Origin of the sequence: Hymenobacter negativus, assembly GCF_016056375.1 — a bacterium.
GTDB classification, from domain to species: Bacteria; Bacteroidota; Bacteroidia; order Cytophagales; family Hymenobacteraceae; genus Hymenobacter; species Hymenobacter negativus_A.
Genome location: NZ_JAEDAE010000003.1, coordinates 211,801 through 227,041 on the forward strand (window position 1 = coordinate 211,801; position 15,241 = coordinate 227,041).

Consider the following 15,241-nt stretch of genomic DNA (forward strand, 5'->3'; position numbering starts at 1 on the left):
ATGGCTGCTCGGCCGCTCGTTCCCATCGAAACCCTGCCGCTCTTCCCCGAGCTGGACCGGCTGCTGCTGGAGCTGCTGCGGAACCTGCCGCCCGCCGACTGGCAGCGCCCCACCCTGGCGCGCCAGTGGACGGTGAAGGACATTGCCGCCCACCTGCTCGATGGCAACCTGCGCACGCTCTCCATGCTGCGCGACGGCTACTTTGGCGAAGCGCCTGATGATTTTTCCTATACCGGGATGGTGGCCTACCTCAACCGGCTGAATGCCGACTGGGTGCGGGCTGCCCGCCGCCTCAGTCCGGCGGTATTGATTGACTGGCTGGCGCAGTCGGGGGCCGAATACACGGCCTATCTGAACACGCTCGACCCGTGGGGGCCCGCGCCGTGGCCGGTGGCCTGGGCCGGCGAAAATGAGTCGTGGAACTGGTTCCACATTGCCCGCGACTACACCGAGAAATGGCACCACCAGCAGCAAATCCGGGAGGCTGTGGGCCAGCCCGCCCCGCTGATGGAGCCGACGCTTTTCCGGCCATTCATTGAAACCATGATGCGCGGCCTGCCGCACGCCTACCGGGAAGTTGCCGCCCCGGCCGGCACCCTAGTGCATGTGGTGATTGACGGAGCAGCAGGCGGTAGCTGGGAACTGGCCCGCGCTGCCGGCGGGTGGCACTTGCAGTCACCCGGGGCTGTTCCGCCGGCCGCTACCCTCACGCTGGCCCCGGCCGATGCCTGGCAGTTGTTCACCAAGGGCCTGAGTGCGGCCGAGGCGCGGGAGCGGGCCCTGGTGGCCGGCGATGAAACCCTGGCCCAGGCCGCCCTGCGTATGGTGGCCGTGATGGGGTAGGAGGCCGGGCGCTGGTGCGGGCCGGCAATCTGCGGGCGACGGCACGGCGTAGGTGGGCCGGTCACCTCACAATTGCTTATGATGTCGCTGCGCCCGCTGCTGGTTGTTTTTCTAATATTTTGCTGCAATAGCTGCGCCGTTTCGCCTCCGTCGGCTCCCGGCGTGGCGGCTTCCGGCGTGGCGTTTCTGGCGCTGGGCGACTCATACACTATTGGCGAGGGCGAAGCGGAAGCCGCGCGCTGGCCGGTGCAGTTGGCCGCCCTGGCCCGGCAGCAGGGGCTGGCCTTGCAGGAACCCAACATCATTGCCCGTACCGGCTGGACCACCGCCGAGCTGCAGGCCGCCATCGCCGACGCCCGGCCCGCCCCGACGTATGGCCTGGTGTCGCTGCTGATTGGGGTGAACAACCAATACCGGGGCCAGGGCGTGGCCCGGTACCGCCCCGAGTTTCGGGCGCTGCTGCACCAGGCCATCGGCTTTGCGGGCGGGCGGCCCGGGCGGGTGGTGGTGCTCTCGATTCCCGACTGGGGGCAGTCGCCGTTTGGGCAACAGCGGGGTGGCGACCCGGCCGCAATTGGTGCCGAAATTGACCAGTTCAACGCCGTGGCGCAGGACGAGTGCCGCCAGGCCGGCGTGGCCTACGTCGACATCACGGCCCTGACCCGCGCCGCCACGCCCGACCGTAGCCAGTTCACCCGCGACGGCCTGCACTACTCCCAGGCCCATATGCGGCAGTGGGCCGAATGGGTGCTGCCCGTGGTGCAGGCGCGGCTGCAATAGGGGCTCTGCCGCCGATTCGAAGGCGCCAATGCTAAGGCATTAAAAGCGGATTAATCCCCAACCCTAACCCGATGGAAGGGGTTTAAGGAGCAATTCTGTTTTGATTCTGTTTTTATTGGCCAGCCCCTGACCGGGTCTATGTGTATGTTTTCCTTTACTGATTTGCGCCGTTGGGGGCGCGTGCTGCCCGGCCTAGCCCTGCTGGGCCTGGCGGGCTGCAACCTGATTGAGTTCAGCCCCAACGACCACCGCGTCCCCGAAGAATTCACCAACCTCACCGAGAAAAACCTGGCCCGGCTGGCCGCCCGCCCGCTGCCCGCCGGCGACACCCTGCGCTTCGTCTTCACCGGCGACTCGCAGCAGTTCTACGACGAGGCTGAAGCGCTGGTGGCCAGCGTGAACCAGCAGCCCGGCATTGCCTTCCTCGTGGTAGCCGGCGATATTTCCGACTTCGGCCTGGCCCGCGAAATGCAGTGGGTGGACGAAAAGCTGCGCCGCCTGACGGTGCCCTACGTCACGGTCATCGGCAACCACGATTTGGTGGGCAACGGCCGCCCCACGTACCAGCACATTTTCGGGGCTTTCAACTACTCGTTCGTGTACGGCAACACCAAGTTTATCATGGTGGATACCAACGGCCGCGAGTATAATTTCGACGGCACGGCCCCCGATTTGGGCTGGCTGAAACCCCAGCTTAGCAACCACGACGGCGCCCGGCGGCAGGTGGTGATTTCGCACGTGCCGCCCACCAACGACGACTTCGACCCCGCCCTGCGCCAGCCCTACGTGCAGGCCCTGCGCGAGGCTTCAAACCTGGTGTTTGAAATGAACGGGCACAACCATTCCGCCAGCATCACGCAGCCCTACAACGACGGGGTAACCTACGTCAATTCCGACGCTTTTTCGGAACGCCACTACATGGTCGTCACCGTGTGGGGCGACAAGCAGTTTCGCATCAAACGGGTTGCCTTCTAATGAAAAAACTCCTGCTCTCCGCGCTTTCGCTGGCTGCTGGCGTTCCGGCCTTCGCCCTGCCGCCCGATACCACCGCCGTTGCGGCCCCTGCCCCGCTCATTTCTGCGCGCGCTGTGCGGCCCTGGTACCGGCCCACCCACCTAGCCCTGCAAACCGGCGGCGGCCTGGGCATGGTGGCCGCCGGTGCCGGCTACGAATTCTCGAAAACCCACCTCGAAACCGATATTCTCATCGGCTACGTGCCGAAGTATTACGCCGGTTCCACGCTTAGCCTGGCCTCGCTGAAGTTCATGTATTCGCCGTTCCATCTGCCGGTGGGCGAGAAGTTTCAGGTGGTGCCGCTTACGGTGGGCGCGTATTTCAGCTACACTCACGGCACCATCAACGACGAGCTCAAGGGCCAGTACGCCAGCGACTACTACTGGTTTTCGACCGATACCCGCTATGGCCCGCTGCTGGGCAGCCGGGTCACGTTTCTGGCCCCGCCCGTGGCGGCCACCGGCCAGCCGCGCAAGGTGTCGGTGTATTATGAGCTGGGCAGCAATGACTTGTATCTGGCCAGCTACCTCAACAACCGCAACGGCGGCCTGGGTTTTGGTCAGCTATTGACGCTGGCGTTGGGGATTAAAGCTGATTTTTAAAGGACGGCAAAGGGAAGTAAACCACCGTCATGCTCATCTGGCGTCCGCGCGGCCGAAGCATCTCTACTGGTGAAGTAATTAATTTTGCCATTGCGGTAGAGATGCTTCGACTGCGCGGACGCCAGATGAGCATGACGTTTTAGAGATGCTTCAAGTATTGCGTCGCCGGCTGCGTCTACGCCCTCAATGAAACCAGTAGCCTCCGCCCGCCTGCAAGCCGTTCGCCACGGCAAAATCTATCAAAACGCCGTGTCCACCAGCGTCAGCCCGCCCTCGGGCTACGGCGTGCTCATGAAGCGCTGGCTGTTCGAAAAAGCCGAGCGCGAGCCCAAAAAGCCGCTCGGTCCTTTCCCGGCCGATGCCGCCGCGCTGGCCGCTCCCGTGCCAGCCGATGCGTTGCGTGCCACCTGGCTGGGCCACAGTACCATGCTGCTCGAAATTGATGGCCGCCGCTTCCTTACCGACCCGGTGTGGAGCGAGCGGGTGTCGCCCTCGCAGCTGATGGGGCCGAAGCGGTTTTTCGCCCCGCCGCTGCCCCTGGATAAGCTGCCGAAGCTGGATGCTGTCATCCTCTCGCACGACCATTACGACCACCTCGACTCGGCCGCCATTCGGGTGCTGGGCCGCACGGGCGTGCCGTTTTTCTGTCCGCTGGGCGTGGGCGCGCACCTGCGCCGCTGGGGCGTGCCAGCCGCCCACATTACCGAGCTGAACTGGTGGGAAACCGCCGTGTTGGGCGACGATTTCACGCTGGCGGCCACGCCGGCCCGCCATTTTTCGGGCCGGGGCCTCACCCGCAACGATACCCTGTGGGCCTCGTGGTGCCTGCTGGGGCCCACGCATAAAGTGTTTTTCGGCGGCGACTCCGGCCCGTTTGACGAAGGCTTCCGGCAGATAGGGGAGGCCTACGGGCCGTTCGATTTGACCATGCTGGAAATCGGGGCTTCCGACCCCGAGTGGGCCGACATTCACATGGGCCCCGACCATGCCCTCGAGGCCCATCAGCTGCTGGGCGGCGGCCCGCTGCTGCCGCTGCACTGGGGCACGTTCAACCTCGCGTTTCATGCCTGGCAGCAGCCTGTGCAGCGCCTGCTCGAAGCGGCTGGCCCCGAGGTACCGCTGCTGCTGCCCGCCCCCGGCCAGCGCGTGGACGTAGCCGCCGGCCCGTTCAACTCGCGCTGGTGGGAGCGGTAGCTGACTCGATTAAATAACCCAAGTTGCGGACTAGCCGGGGAGCGGCGACCGGTTTGTAGTATTCCGTTCACGGGGCGACCAAAGCCGCGTAGCGGCGACACAATACCGGCGAGTCTGTCACCGCCACGCGGCTTTACAAGGCAATTCAGCCGAAGGCTACAAACCGGCCGCCGCGATGCGGCCACTCCGCAACTTGGATTAAGTAAGCCCGGCCGTAAACAATTCGGGCGCCCGCCGCTTATACCCACTCGATTCCGGCCGCCGCCGTGGCCCGGCAATCTGACTTTATTTTTACCTCGTGATGCAATTACCCACAGCCGCCCCTTTATCGGGAAATCGGCTGGCTTCCACCAGCTTTTCCCCGAACCTTGCCAGCCTGCCCGTGCTCCTGTGCGCGGCGGTGGTAGGGTGCTGTTGCTGTTGTTGTTAGGATAGGGCATTAGCCGGTGTGCGCAAGTGAGTTCCTTGCCCGGCTGAATGCCAGACCAGAAAAGTGCGGAGTGCTGCCCCGGTGCCAATAGCCGCACCGCGGGAAAGCTGCTCAGCAACCTTTTGGTTGATTCTGATATATATGATTTATTTATTTCAATGGTCGCCTGTTGGCGTCGGGGTTACCGCGTGGTCGGCTCCGGCCAGCGGCCGCCGTGGACTTTTTTCCTGGGTTTATCCGGCCTTAAAACCCGTTGCGGCGGCCGTTGGCATCCCGTTTTATTTCCCCTTTTTCTTATGATACACTCCACAACTACCCGAATTGGGCTGGTGACGCTGCTTTTGTGGCTGACCACCGCCGCTACCTGGGCCCAGAACATAACCGTGACCGGCCGCGTGCTCGACGCCGCCGGCCAAAGCCAGCCCGGCGTGACTGTGCTGGAGCAAGGCACCAGCAATGGCACCAGCACCGACGGCGACGGCCGTTTCAGCCTCAGCAACGTGCCCGGCACGGCCACGCTGGTGTTTTCCGCCGTGGGCTCGCTCACCCAAACCGTGCCGTTGAATGGCCGCTCCAGCCTCGAAATTCGCCTGGCGGCCAATCAGACCGAGCTGAACGAAGTGGTGGTGACGGGCTCGCGCGCCACCGAAGGCCGCTCCAACATCCTCACCACCTCGCCGGTGGATGTGATTTCGGCCCGCGAAATCAAGGCCTATGCCCAAACCGACGTCACTCAGATTCTGACCTACATCGCGCCCTCGTTCCAGAGCACGCGCCAGACCGTGACCGACGGCACCGATTTCGTGGACCCGGCCACCCTGCGCGGCCTCGGCCCCGACCAGGTGCTGGTGCTCGTGAACGGCAAGCGCCGCCACACCTCGGCTCTCGTGAATATCAACGGCACGCCCGGCCGCGGCTCGGTGGGCACGGATATGAACGTGATTCCGCCCGCCGCCATCAAGCGGATTGAGGTGCTGCGCGACGGCGCGGCGGCTCAGTACGGCTCCGACGCCATTGCCGGCGTCATCAACATTCAACTGAAAGATGACACCACCGGCGTGAGCGTGAGCAGCACGACCGGCCAGACCACCAAGAGCGACGGCCAGCTGTTTCAGGCCGATGCCAACCTGGGTTTCGGCCTCGGCCACCGGGGCTTCGTGGACGTGAGCGGCCAGTTCTCGAACCGCAGCTACGTGGACCGCAGCGGGCTCGACACGGCCCCGCTCATCTACCTGGGCACCACCAGCGGCAACTACCCGGCCGGCCTCACCGACGCGCAAAAGCTCGACCTGAAAACCCGCGATAACGCCCTGGTGGCCCAGAACGGCTTTAATCGCCGAGACATTCGGGTGGGCAGCGCCGATACGCGCACCTACGGCAGCTTCGTGAACGCAGCCTACACGCTGGCCCCCAGCATCGGCCTCGAAGCTTATTTCTCGGGTGGCCTCACGCGCCGCACGGGCTCGTCGGGTGCCCTGTACCGGCTGCCCACGCAGGTTACCCAAACCGATGCCAGCATCTACCCGAACGGCTTCCTGCCCTTTATTAACAGCACCGTGAACGACGGCTCGGCCATCGTGGGCCTGCGCGGCAAGGTCTTCGGCTTCGCGGCCGATTTGAGCAACACCTACGGCCGCAACGCCCTCAAATACAACATCACCAACACCCTGAATGCCTCGCTGCCGGCCGGCACCAGCCCCACCAGCTTCTACGCCGGCCAGTTGGCTTTCCAGCAGAATACCACCAACCTGGGCTTCACCCGTAAGTTCATCGAAGTAGGGCCGCTGGCCACGCTGAACGTGGCGTTTGGCGGCGAGTTTCGGGTTGATAATTTCCAGATTAATGCCGGTGATGAGGGTTCATACATCCTCGGGCCGCGTTTGGTGAACGGTAACCCGGCCGCCGCCGGCTCGCAGGGTTTTGCCGGCTACCGGCCGTCGGATGCGCTGAACCAGAGCCGCAACAACGTATCGGGCTACCTCGATTTGGAAAGCGACCTGACCGATAAGCTGCTGGTGGACGTGGCTGGCCGCGCCGAGCGCTACTCGGACTTTGGCTCGAACGTGAGCGGCAAAGTGGCCGCCCGCTACAGCATTCTCGATGGCCTGGCGCTGCGCGGGGCGCTCAGCAACGGCTTCCGGGCGCCCTCGTTGCAGCAGCGCTACTTCACCAACTCCAGCACGCAATTTACCAGCGGCGAGCTACGCGAAGTGCTGACCACCAACAACGACGACGCCATAACCAAAGCATTCGGCATTGGCTCGCTGAAACAGGAAAAGTCGACCAACTACAGCCTCGGCCTCACGGCGCGCCTCTTCAAAACCATCACGCTGACCGTGGATGCCTACCAGATTGACATCCGCGACCGCATCGTGCTTAGCTCGCAGTTCAGCCGCAACAACGCCGCCGTGGCGGCCATTCTCGCTGCCAACCCACGCCCCGGCCAGAACCCGGTGCAGGGCGTGCAGTTCTTCGCCAATGCCGTGAACACCCGCACCCAAGGCATCGACATTGTGGCCAATGAGCGCCTCACGCTCGGCCCCGACAGCCGCCTGACCCTGACGGCCGCCGCCAACTTCAACGAAACCACCGTGCGCAGCTTCAACAGCTCCAGCACCATCGACAACAACCCCAGCCTGCAAAACACGCTGTTTGACCGCGCGCAACGCGCCCGCCTCGAAAACGGCCAGCCCCGCAGCAAAATCAACCTAAGCGCCGACTACGGCTACAAAATCTTTGGCGTGAACCTGCGCACCGTACGCTTCGGCGAGGTGCAGACCAAAGACGCCGACCCCACCCGCTCGTTCATCGACCAGACCTTCTCGGCCAAATGGGTGACCGACCTGACCTTGAGTGCGCAGGTTATCAAGAACATCGGCTTGAGTGTGGGCGTGAACAACCTGTTCAACGTGTATCCCGACCGCCTCTACCAGGACCCCAACAACAACGAGCAGAGCCTGACCTACTCCACCCTCGACGCTACCAACCGGGGCCGCTTCCCCTACGGCTCCAACCAGTTCGGCTTCAACGGCGCGTTTTACTTCGGCCGCGTGAATTTCACGCTGTAAATCAGCGGGCTGCTTAACAATAAAAAACCCCTCCTGCATCAGGAGGGGTTTTTTTATTGCTAAGCAGATTGTGGCACAGCCGTCGTTACCGACCATTATAAGACAAGTGAGCCACTTGGGTGCCGCTTAGGTTGCGGGCCAAATAGAGGCCAGCGGCCACGCTGGTGGCTGGCCGCCACACCACGCTGCCATCCGCAGCGGAAGCTAGCTGCGCTACGGTCCGGCCCATTTCATCAGTTATAAGCACGGTTTGACGGCCCTGACCCGTTAGCTGAAACCGGACCTCGGCTTGAAACGGCATCGGGAAGGGCGGTTGTGCCAGCGCTTGCCGCGAACGGGTGGCCAGCACCTGCTGGGTGACCAGCACGGGCACCGTCACTACGCCGAAACCCGGGGCCGGACACGCATTATCATTTGCCGTAACGGGCAGTACATAATGCCCCAGCGGCAACGTGGCCGGAACCTGCCAGGTAAGCTGTCCTTGGCCGTTGCCTAGGTCCTGAAACGTGGTGCCGGGCACGATGCCCGGCACAGTGCTGCCCAGCGTGAGCGTTTGTCCGGCGTCGGGGTCGGTGGCCGTGAGGGCCAGCACCAGGGTTTGGCCCGGATTGACGCGAATGGTCTGGCCCAGCAGCTGGCCGCTTGGGTTGCTGGCAAGGGCCACGCGGGTAAACGCCGGCACTTGATTGGTGCCAACCGACACCAGATACGTCATGTCGCGCGTGATGCTGCCGATTTGCTGCCAGGCCCCGCCCACCCGCCGGTACTCATCAACCCGCGCTGCCAGGGCATAAAATCCCTGCTGCGTGGGGCCCGCCACCGTCAGGAGTTCGCCCGTGGTGGCATTTATTTGGAAGTGCGGCGCAATGGCCCCAACCGTGAGTTGGGCGCAGGGTGCCGCCGTAGTAGGGTTGGCCAAGGGCTGCACCAATTGGTAGGCCAGCGAGTCGCCTTCGCTGTCGAAGGCGCTCAGGCTGTAGCGTTGCGGCTGCGTACTGGTGAGGTGTAGCAGCTGGGCCGTGGTGAAGCGGGGCGAAGAATTGGTCAGGCCCGTGGTGTTATCCAGCAGCGCTTGCACGTAGGTGCTCATCTGCATCGACTGGGCAATGTTGGCCACCCCGTCTGTCCGGTTCGTGCAGTTGATGCTCAACGTCCAGCGGGCGGGTGGCAATTGAACCAGGCCTGCTAATGTGGTGACTTGAAAGGGGAACTCGGAGTTGGCGCAGGCCCGGGGCGCCACCACACCCCCCGTGCGCATCAGATAAGTAGTGAAACTGCCGGGCAGCGTAGCCGCACATCCGTTCTTGCCACAGGTCAACTCCATTTGCCCATCCATCACCGGCGAATTGAGGTCCTGAAAAAGCCGGGCCGTGACGTAGTATTGGTTGGGATTAGCGGCAGTGCCGGCGTATTCGTAGGTCAGCTCCGCGCCCCGAATGTGGGAAGCCCGGGCCGCTGAGAAGGTGCCCAGTAAACAGACGATAATAGCGAGACTGCGGGAAAGGAAAAAAGGGCGCATGCTCAAATTGGAAAAGGGTAGTTACCAAACAAGGCCTCCGGCGTTTCCGGAGGCCTTGCGAAGGTAGTCTAAACCAGTTGAAAATGTGCTGATTGGCACGAATTTATTTGCCCCCTGCCGCCGGAGTGGCTGGCGTGCTGGAATTGCTGTCCAGAATCTGAAATAGGTCGTTGAGTTTGGGCGTGAGAATAATTTCGGTGCGGCGGTTCATGGCCTTATTGGCCGGCGAGTCGTTGGCGGCCACGGGCACGTACTGGCTGCGGCCCGAGGCCGTGACGCGCTCCGGCGAAACACCCGCCGTGGTGAGCAAACGCGCAATTTCGGTGGCGCGCAGGGCGCTCAGGTCCCAGTTATCGGTCATGCCGGCCGTGCCGCGCAGGATAGGCACGTTGTCGGTGTGGCCCTCCACTACCACGTTCACGTCTTTCTGCTCCTGGAGCACGGTGGCCAGCTTCTTCAGCGCCTCCTGGCCTTTGGGGTCCACTTTCGTCGAGCCCGATTTGAAGAGTAGCTGCTCGGACAGCGACACGTACACCTTGCCGTCTTTCAGCTTTACCTGAAGGTCGCTGCTGTTGAAGCTGAGCAGGGCCTTGCTCACGCGGGCTTTCAGGTCGTCCACGGCTTTGTCTTTGTCGGCCAGGGCTTTGGTGAGTTCGGCGAGGCGCACTTCGCGGGCCTGCAGGTCGGCGGCGAGGCGGTCGTTGTTGGCCTTGCTTTTCTGGAGGGTGGTTTCCAGGTCACCCAGCTCGGCCTCGCGGCGGGCCAGGTCTTTGGCCACTTTGTTGTAGTCGGAGGACTTATTGGCCAGTTCCCGGTCACTGTTTTTGAGCAGCTTGTCGTAGCTGCTGTTCAGCTCGTTGTAGAGGCTGCGGGTTTTGCGGTAGGCCGCGCCGGTTTCGGCCGAGTCGGTCACGAGGCGCTTTTGGGTGAGGCGCAGCTGGGCCAACTCGTCAGAGGCTTTTTGCAGCTCGGCGGTGGCGCCGCGGTATTGGCGCTCGGCGGCGGCTTTGCCTTCGGCATCGGCCTTTTGGCGGGCGCTGAGGTCGTCGTATTTCCTGGCCGTCACGCAGCTGTTTAGCACCGGAGCGGCCAGCAGGCAAAGGCCCAACAGGGCAGGGGAGAGGGATTTCACGGAGAAGAGTGGGGTGAAGTACCGCGCCTTTCGCCGCCGGACTGCCCGGCCGCGTTGGCGAGGCAAGGTAGCGCTTAACCCGCGCTCAATCCTTCGGAATCCACTTCTGGCCTGCATTTCCGGTTTATATTTGCTTGCTTCCCACCCGGCTACGTGCCTGCCCGGCCCGGCCTGCATCTGCGCTTGCTCATGGCTGATTCCATCTCCTTAAGCCCCGAAAACGAAGCCCTGCTTTCCCACCAATGCGTGGTGAGCAAAGACCTGCTGCACGCGCCCGGCCCCGATTTTCTGGACCATTGCTTTGTGCCCGGCAGCCGCTCGCCGCAGGTGCTGCGCAGCCTCGGGGCCATTTATGGGCACGGCCGCCTGGGCGGCACCGGCTACGTCAGCATCCTACCCGTCGACCAGGGCATCGAGCACACCGCCGGCTCCGCCTTCGGCCCCAATCCGATGTATTTCGACCCCGAAAACATCCTGCGTCTGGCCGTAGAAGGCGGCTGCAACGCCGTGGCCACCACCTTTGGCGCCTTCGGCATCGTGGCCCGGAAGTACGCCCATAAAATCCCGTTCCTGGTCAAAATCAACCACAACGAGCTGCTGACCTACCCCAATAAGTTCGACCAGATTATGTTCGGCTCGGTGCGGCAGGCCTGGGACTTAGGCGCTACTGCCGTTGGGGCCACCGTGTATTTTGGCTCGGCCGAAAGCAACCGCCAGATTACCGAAGTAGCCGCCGCCTTCGAGGAAGCGCACGCGCTGGGCCTGGCCACCGTGCTGTGGTGCTACACGCGCAACAATGCCTTCAAGACGGCGGATAAAGACTTCCATGTCGCCGCCGACCTCACCGGCCAGGCCAACCACCTTGGCGTGACCATGGGGGCCGACATCATCAAGCAGAAACTGCCAGAAAACAACGGCGGCTTCTCCACCCTGAAATTCGGCAAAACCTTCCCGGCCATGTACGACACGCTCAGCACCGACCACCCCATCGACCTGACGCGCTACCAGGTGCTGAATTGCTACGCCGGCCGCATTGGCCTCATCAATTCGGGCGGCGAAAGCCACGGTGCAACCGACCGCGAAGAGGCCATTCGCACGGCCATCATTAACAAGCGCGCCGGCGGGCAGGGGCTAATTTCGGGCCGTAAAGCCTTCCAACGGCCTTTTGCAGAGGGGGTGGCCCTCCTCAATGCTATTCAGGACGTATATCTTGACGACCGCATCGGCCTGGCCTAACCTGGGCCCGTTGCCCGGCGCACGCGCCGGCCGCTTTCTTTGCAAAATGAGGCGTTGGTTATGGCTTATCTTTGACGCCCTGTATTAGTCTGTGCAAGCCCGAAGCTTGCGGCTCTTCTTCCCAAAAAATATCAGCTGTCGGGCCTCGGCCCCAGCTTCTAGCAACTAAAAAATGGCCTGGTTCAAGCGCGTAGAAAAGGGCATTGTGACCCCCACCGACCAGAAAAAAGAGACGCCCGACGGCCTCTGGTACAAGTGTCCTGAATGCAAAACGGTGGCCACTATGGCCGAGCATAAACGCCTGCTGTACGTGTGTGGCAACTGCAACCACCATGACCGCATCGACGCTGCCGACTACTTCGAATTCCTCTTCGACCAGGGCGAATTCACGGAGTTGGATGCCAATCTTACCTCCGCCGACCCGTTGCATTTTGTCGATACCAAAGAGTATCCCAAGCGCGTGGCGGCCACCGAGCGCAACACCGGCCTGAAAGACGCCGTGCGCACCGCCCACGGCCTGAGCGCCGGCCAGCCGCTGGTGGTGGCGGCCATGGATTTCAAGTTCATCGGCGGCTCGATGGGCTCGGTGGTGGGCGAGAAAATTGCCCGCGCCATCGACTTTGCCCGCCAGAACCGCACGCCGTTCCTGATGATTTCGCGCTCCGGCGGCGCCCGCATGATGGAAGCCGGCTACTCGCTCATGCAAATGGCCAAAACCTCGGCCAAGCTGGCCCTGCTCTCCGAAGCCGGCGTGCCCTACGTGAGCCTGCTGACCGACCCCACCACGGGCGGCGTCACGGCCTCGTTTGCCATGCTCGGCGACTTCAACATTGCCGAGCCCGGCGCACTCATCGGCTTTGCCGGGCCGCGCGTTATCAAGGAAACCATCGGCAAGGACCTGCCCAAGGGCTTCCAGAGCGCCGAATTTGTGCTGGAGCACGGCTTCCTCGATTTCATCGTGGACCGCCGCGAACTGAAGCAGCGCCTAGCCGATTTGCTGGGCATGCTGCAGCCCGCACCCGCCGCAGCGGCCAGTGCCCCCGCGCCGCGCCGCGCCACCACTAAGGCCGCCCAGCAATAAAGAAAAGGCCTTTTTCGTTTTCGGCACACTTCTTGAAAAACCCGTTTCCAGCCCTGGGACGGGTTTTTCCGTATAAGGGCCGAAAACAACTTCACCAATCCCTCATTTTCACATGAACACCTCCAAATCCCTTCTTTCTGTGCTGATGGCTTTCGTGCTGCTATTCAGCTCCTGCGCCACTTCGCAGCAAGCCAGCACCACCCAGCCTGACCTCTCGACTAACAACGGCACCGGCGCCCGCAAAACCGGCATGAGCAAAACGGCCAAAGGCGGCCTGTTGGGTGCCGGCGGTGGCGCCGTGTTGGGCGGCGTGGTAGGCGGCCTGCTGGGCGGCGGCAAAGGCACGGCCATTGGCGCCATCGTAGGCGCTGCCGCTGGCGGTACCACGGGTGCCATCATCGGCCGCAAGATGGACAAAGCCGCTGCCGAGCTGCAAAACGACATGAAAGGCGCCCGTGTGGAGCGCGTGGGCGAAGGCATCAAAATCACCTTCGACTCGGGCATTCTGTTCGATACCAACTCCGCCACGCTGCGGCCGGCTTCGGAAGCCGACATCACCAAGATGGCTGCCGTGCTTCAGAAATACCCCGACACCAACGTGCTGATTGAAGGCCACACCGACAACTCGGGTACGGATGCCATCAACCAGCCCCTTTCGGAGCGCCGGGCCCAGGCCGTGGCTAACTCCACTATTGCCAAAGGCGTGGCTTCGAGCCGCATTACCACCCAGGGCTACGGTTCGAGCCAGCCCGTGGGCGACAACACTACCGCCGAAGGCAAGCAGGCCAACCGTCGCGTAGAAGTGGCCATCTACGCCAACGAGAAGATGAAAAAAGCTGCTGAGCAGGGCCGTCTGTAAGCAGAATAAGCCCGGCCCTAACAGCCGGAAAAAGTTGAAAGGCCGTCTCCTCGGGGACGGCCTTTTTTTTATGACTGGTAAATTAGAAGTCAGCGCGAGGTTTTGATTTTTTAGCAACCCTACCCTTTGGGTGTGCGTTGAAATCCCATAATCCCTCCCACTTAACTTTAACCTCCCGAATCATGAAATCCATGCGCGTAGTATTCGCTTTGCTTTTGATGTTCTTCGTATTAGCCGGCGCCAGTGTTCAGGCCCAAACTCCCAAGAAGGGCTGGAGCAATAAAGCCAAAGGTGCCGCCATTGGTGGCGGTGCGGGTGCCGTAACGGGCGCTGTAATCGGCGGCGGCAAAGGTGCCTTGATTGGCGGTGCTGCCGGCGTCATTGGCGGTGGCCTGATTGGCCGCAACAAAGACAAGAAGAAAGACCCGGCCCGTTACTATAACTACAAAAACAAGAAGTAATTCTGGTGCATCGCAACGTTGCGCCAACATCATAAAAAAAGGCCTTGCCACCCGGCGGGGCCTTTTTTTATGATTAAACGAGCCAAGTGCCGGGTTGGACGGGCCAAAGGCCCTGCCGGTTCCGGATAGTTTGGCAAGGTGGTTGCAAATAGCGTACTTGCCGGCCAATTCACGAGCCGTGCTTTCTGGCCGGCATTTTTTATCCAAACCCTTTTTCAAACATGAAATTTCTTCGTTCATCCCTTGCGTTCCTGTTCGCCCTGCTGCTGCTGGTAAACAACTTCGCGCAAGCCCAGACCACTACCGTTTCGACTGACAAGCCGAAAGGCATGAGCAAAACCCTCAAAGGCGGCATCATTGGCGGCCTGGGCGGTGCAGTGGCTGGTGGCGTAGCTGGTCGTTTGATTGGCGGTAAGTCGGGCACGGCCAAAGGCGCTATCATTGGTGCCGTGGTAGGTGGTACCGCTGGTGCCCTCATCGGCCGCAAAATGGACAAGGCCGCCGCTGAGCTGCGCCGCGACCTAGAAGGCGCTACCGTAGAGCGCGTGGGCGAAGGCATCAAAATCACCTTCGCTTCGGGCATTCTGTTCAACACTAACTCGTCGAGCCTGACCCCGGAAGCGGCCGGCAACATCGACCAGCTGGCCACCACGCTGAAAAAATACGCTGATACCAACGTCGTAATCGAAGGCCACACCGACAGCTCGGGTTCGGATGCCATCAACCAGCCCCTGTCGGAACGTCGGGCTCAGGCTGTGTCGAATGAAATCCAGGGCCAGGGCGTAGATGCTGCCCGCATCACGGCCAAAGGCTACGGTTCGAGCCAGCCCGTGGGCGACAACAGCACCGCCGCCGGCAAAGCTGCCAACCGTCGCGTAGAAGTAGCCATCTTCGCCAACGAAAAAATGCAGAAAGCCGCTAAAAAAGGCCAGCTGTAAGACAAAGCCGGTGGTGTAAGAGCCGCCGGTATTCAACTAAAAAGGCGACCAGCTTGGTCGCCTTTTTTTATGCCAATGAAACAG

Annotated in this window: 13 protein-coding genes; 11 read left to right on the forward strand and 2 right to left on the reverse strand. The window is 62.2% G+C overall.

From position 1 onward, the window contains the following. The 6 genes from I7X13_RS08885 (at nt 1) to I7X13_RS08910 (ending at nt 7,931) form a co-directional block, all read left to right on the forward strand. Nucleotides 1-843, forward strand: a complete 843-nt coding sequence (locus tag I7X13_RS08885; protein WP_198067696.1) for a maleylpyruvate isomerase N-terminal domain-containing protein — start codon at nt 1-3, stop codon at nt 841-843. A gap of 78 nt (nt 844-921) precedes the next feature. Continuing rightward, the gene (locus tag I7X13_RS08890; protein ID WP_211531893.1) at nt 922-1,623 is read left to right on the forward strand and encodes an SGNH/GDSL hydrolase family protein; all 702 of its coding nucleotides are present in this window, start codon (nt 922-924) and stop codon (nt 1,621-1,623) included. Between the two features lie 144 nt (nt 1,624-1,767). Next, nucleotides 1,768-2,598 carry a metallophosphoesterase family protein gene (locus I7X13_RS08895; protein WP_198067697.1) on the forward strand — a complete coding sequence of 277 codons (831 nt, stop codon included), beginning with the start codon at nt 1,768-1,770 and terminating at the stop codon, nt 2,596-2,598. Beyond that, complete coding sequence (locus I7X13_RS08900) at nt 2,598-3,239, forward strand: hypothetical protein (RefSeq protein ID WP_198067698.1); 642 nt, start codon at nt 2,598-2,600, stop codon at nt 3,237-3,239. The genes I7X13_RS08895 and I7X13_RS08900 overlap by 1 nt, the downstream gene beginning before the upstream one ends. A 186-nt stretch (nt 3,240-3,425) precedes the next feature. Beyond that, nucleotides 3,426-4,433: an MBL fold metallo-hydrolase gene (locus I7X13_RS08905; RefSeq protein ID WP_198075217.1), complete on the forward strand. Its 1,008-nt coding sequence runs from the start codon at nt 3,426-3,428 to the stop codon at nt 4,431-4,433. 726 nt (nt 4,434-5,159) lie between these two features. After that, nucleotides 5,160-7,931 (forward strand): TonB-dependent receptor, encoded by a 2,772-nt coding sequence (locus tag I7X13_RS08910; RefSeq protein ID WP_198075218.1) that lies wholly within the window; start codon nt 5,160-5,162, stop codon nt 7,929-7,931. A gap of 85 nt (nt 7,932-8,016) precedes the next feature. On the opposite strand, the gene I7X13_RS08915 is transcribed toward I7X13_RS08910, so the two are convergent. Continuing rightward, nucleotides 8,017-9,450 (reverse strand): hypothetical protein, encoded by a 1,434-nt coding sequence (locus tag I7X13_RS08915; protein WP_198075219.1) that lies wholly within the window; start codon nt 9,448-9,450, stop codon nt 8,017-8,019. Between the two features lie 103 nt (nt 9,451-9,553). After that, entirely contained in the window at nt 9,554-10,582 is a 1,029-nt protein-coding gene (locus I7X13_RS08920) for an OmpA family protein (protein WP_317191553.1), read from the reverse strand. Nucleotides 10,583-10,771: 189 nt separating this feature from the next. Here I7X13_RS08920 and I7X13_RS08925 point away from each other — a divergent pair, with 189 nt between their 5' ends. The 5 genes from I7X13_RS08925 (at nt 10,772) to I7X13_RS08945 (ending at nt 15,157) form a co-directional block, all read left to right on the forward strand. Continuing rightward, nucleotides 10,772-11,818, forward strand: a complete 1,047-nt coding sequence (locus I7X13_RS08925) for a class I fructose-bisphosphate aldolase (protein ID WP_198075221.1) — start codon at nt 10,772-10,774, stop codon at nt 11,816-11,818. 172 nt (nt 11,819-11,990) lie between these two features. Next, nucleotides 11,991-12,899: an acetyl-CoA carboxylase, carboxyltransferase subunit beta gene (gene accD, locus I7X13_RS08930; protein ID WP_198067703.1), complete on the forward strand. Its 909-nt coding sequence runs from the start codon at nt 11,991-11,993 to the stop codon at nt 12,897-12,899. A 112-nt stretch (nt 12,900-13,011) separates the two neighbouring features. Beyond that, nucleotides 13,012-13,758 carry an OmpA family protein gene (locus tag I7X13_RS08935; protein WP_211531895.1) on the forward strand — a complete coding sequence of 249 codons (747 nt, stop codon included), beginning with the start codon at nt 13,012-13,014 and terminating at the stop codon, nt 13,756-13,758. A 218-nt stretch (nt 13,759-13,976) separates the two neighbouring features. Further along, entirely contained in the window at nt 13,977-14,219 is a 243-nt protein-coding gene (locus I7X13_RS22035; RefSeq protein ID WP_394368582.1) for a YMGG-like glycine zipper-containing protein, read from the forward strand. 221 nt (nt 14,220-14,440) lie between these two features. Further along, nucleotides 14,441-15,157: an OmpA family protein gene (locus I7X13_RS08945; protein WP_198067705.1), complete on the forward strand. Its 717-nt coding sequence runs from the start codon at nt 14,441-14,443 to the stop codon at nt 15,155-15,157. The last annotated feature ends 84 nt before the right edge of the window (nt 15,158-15,241 follow it).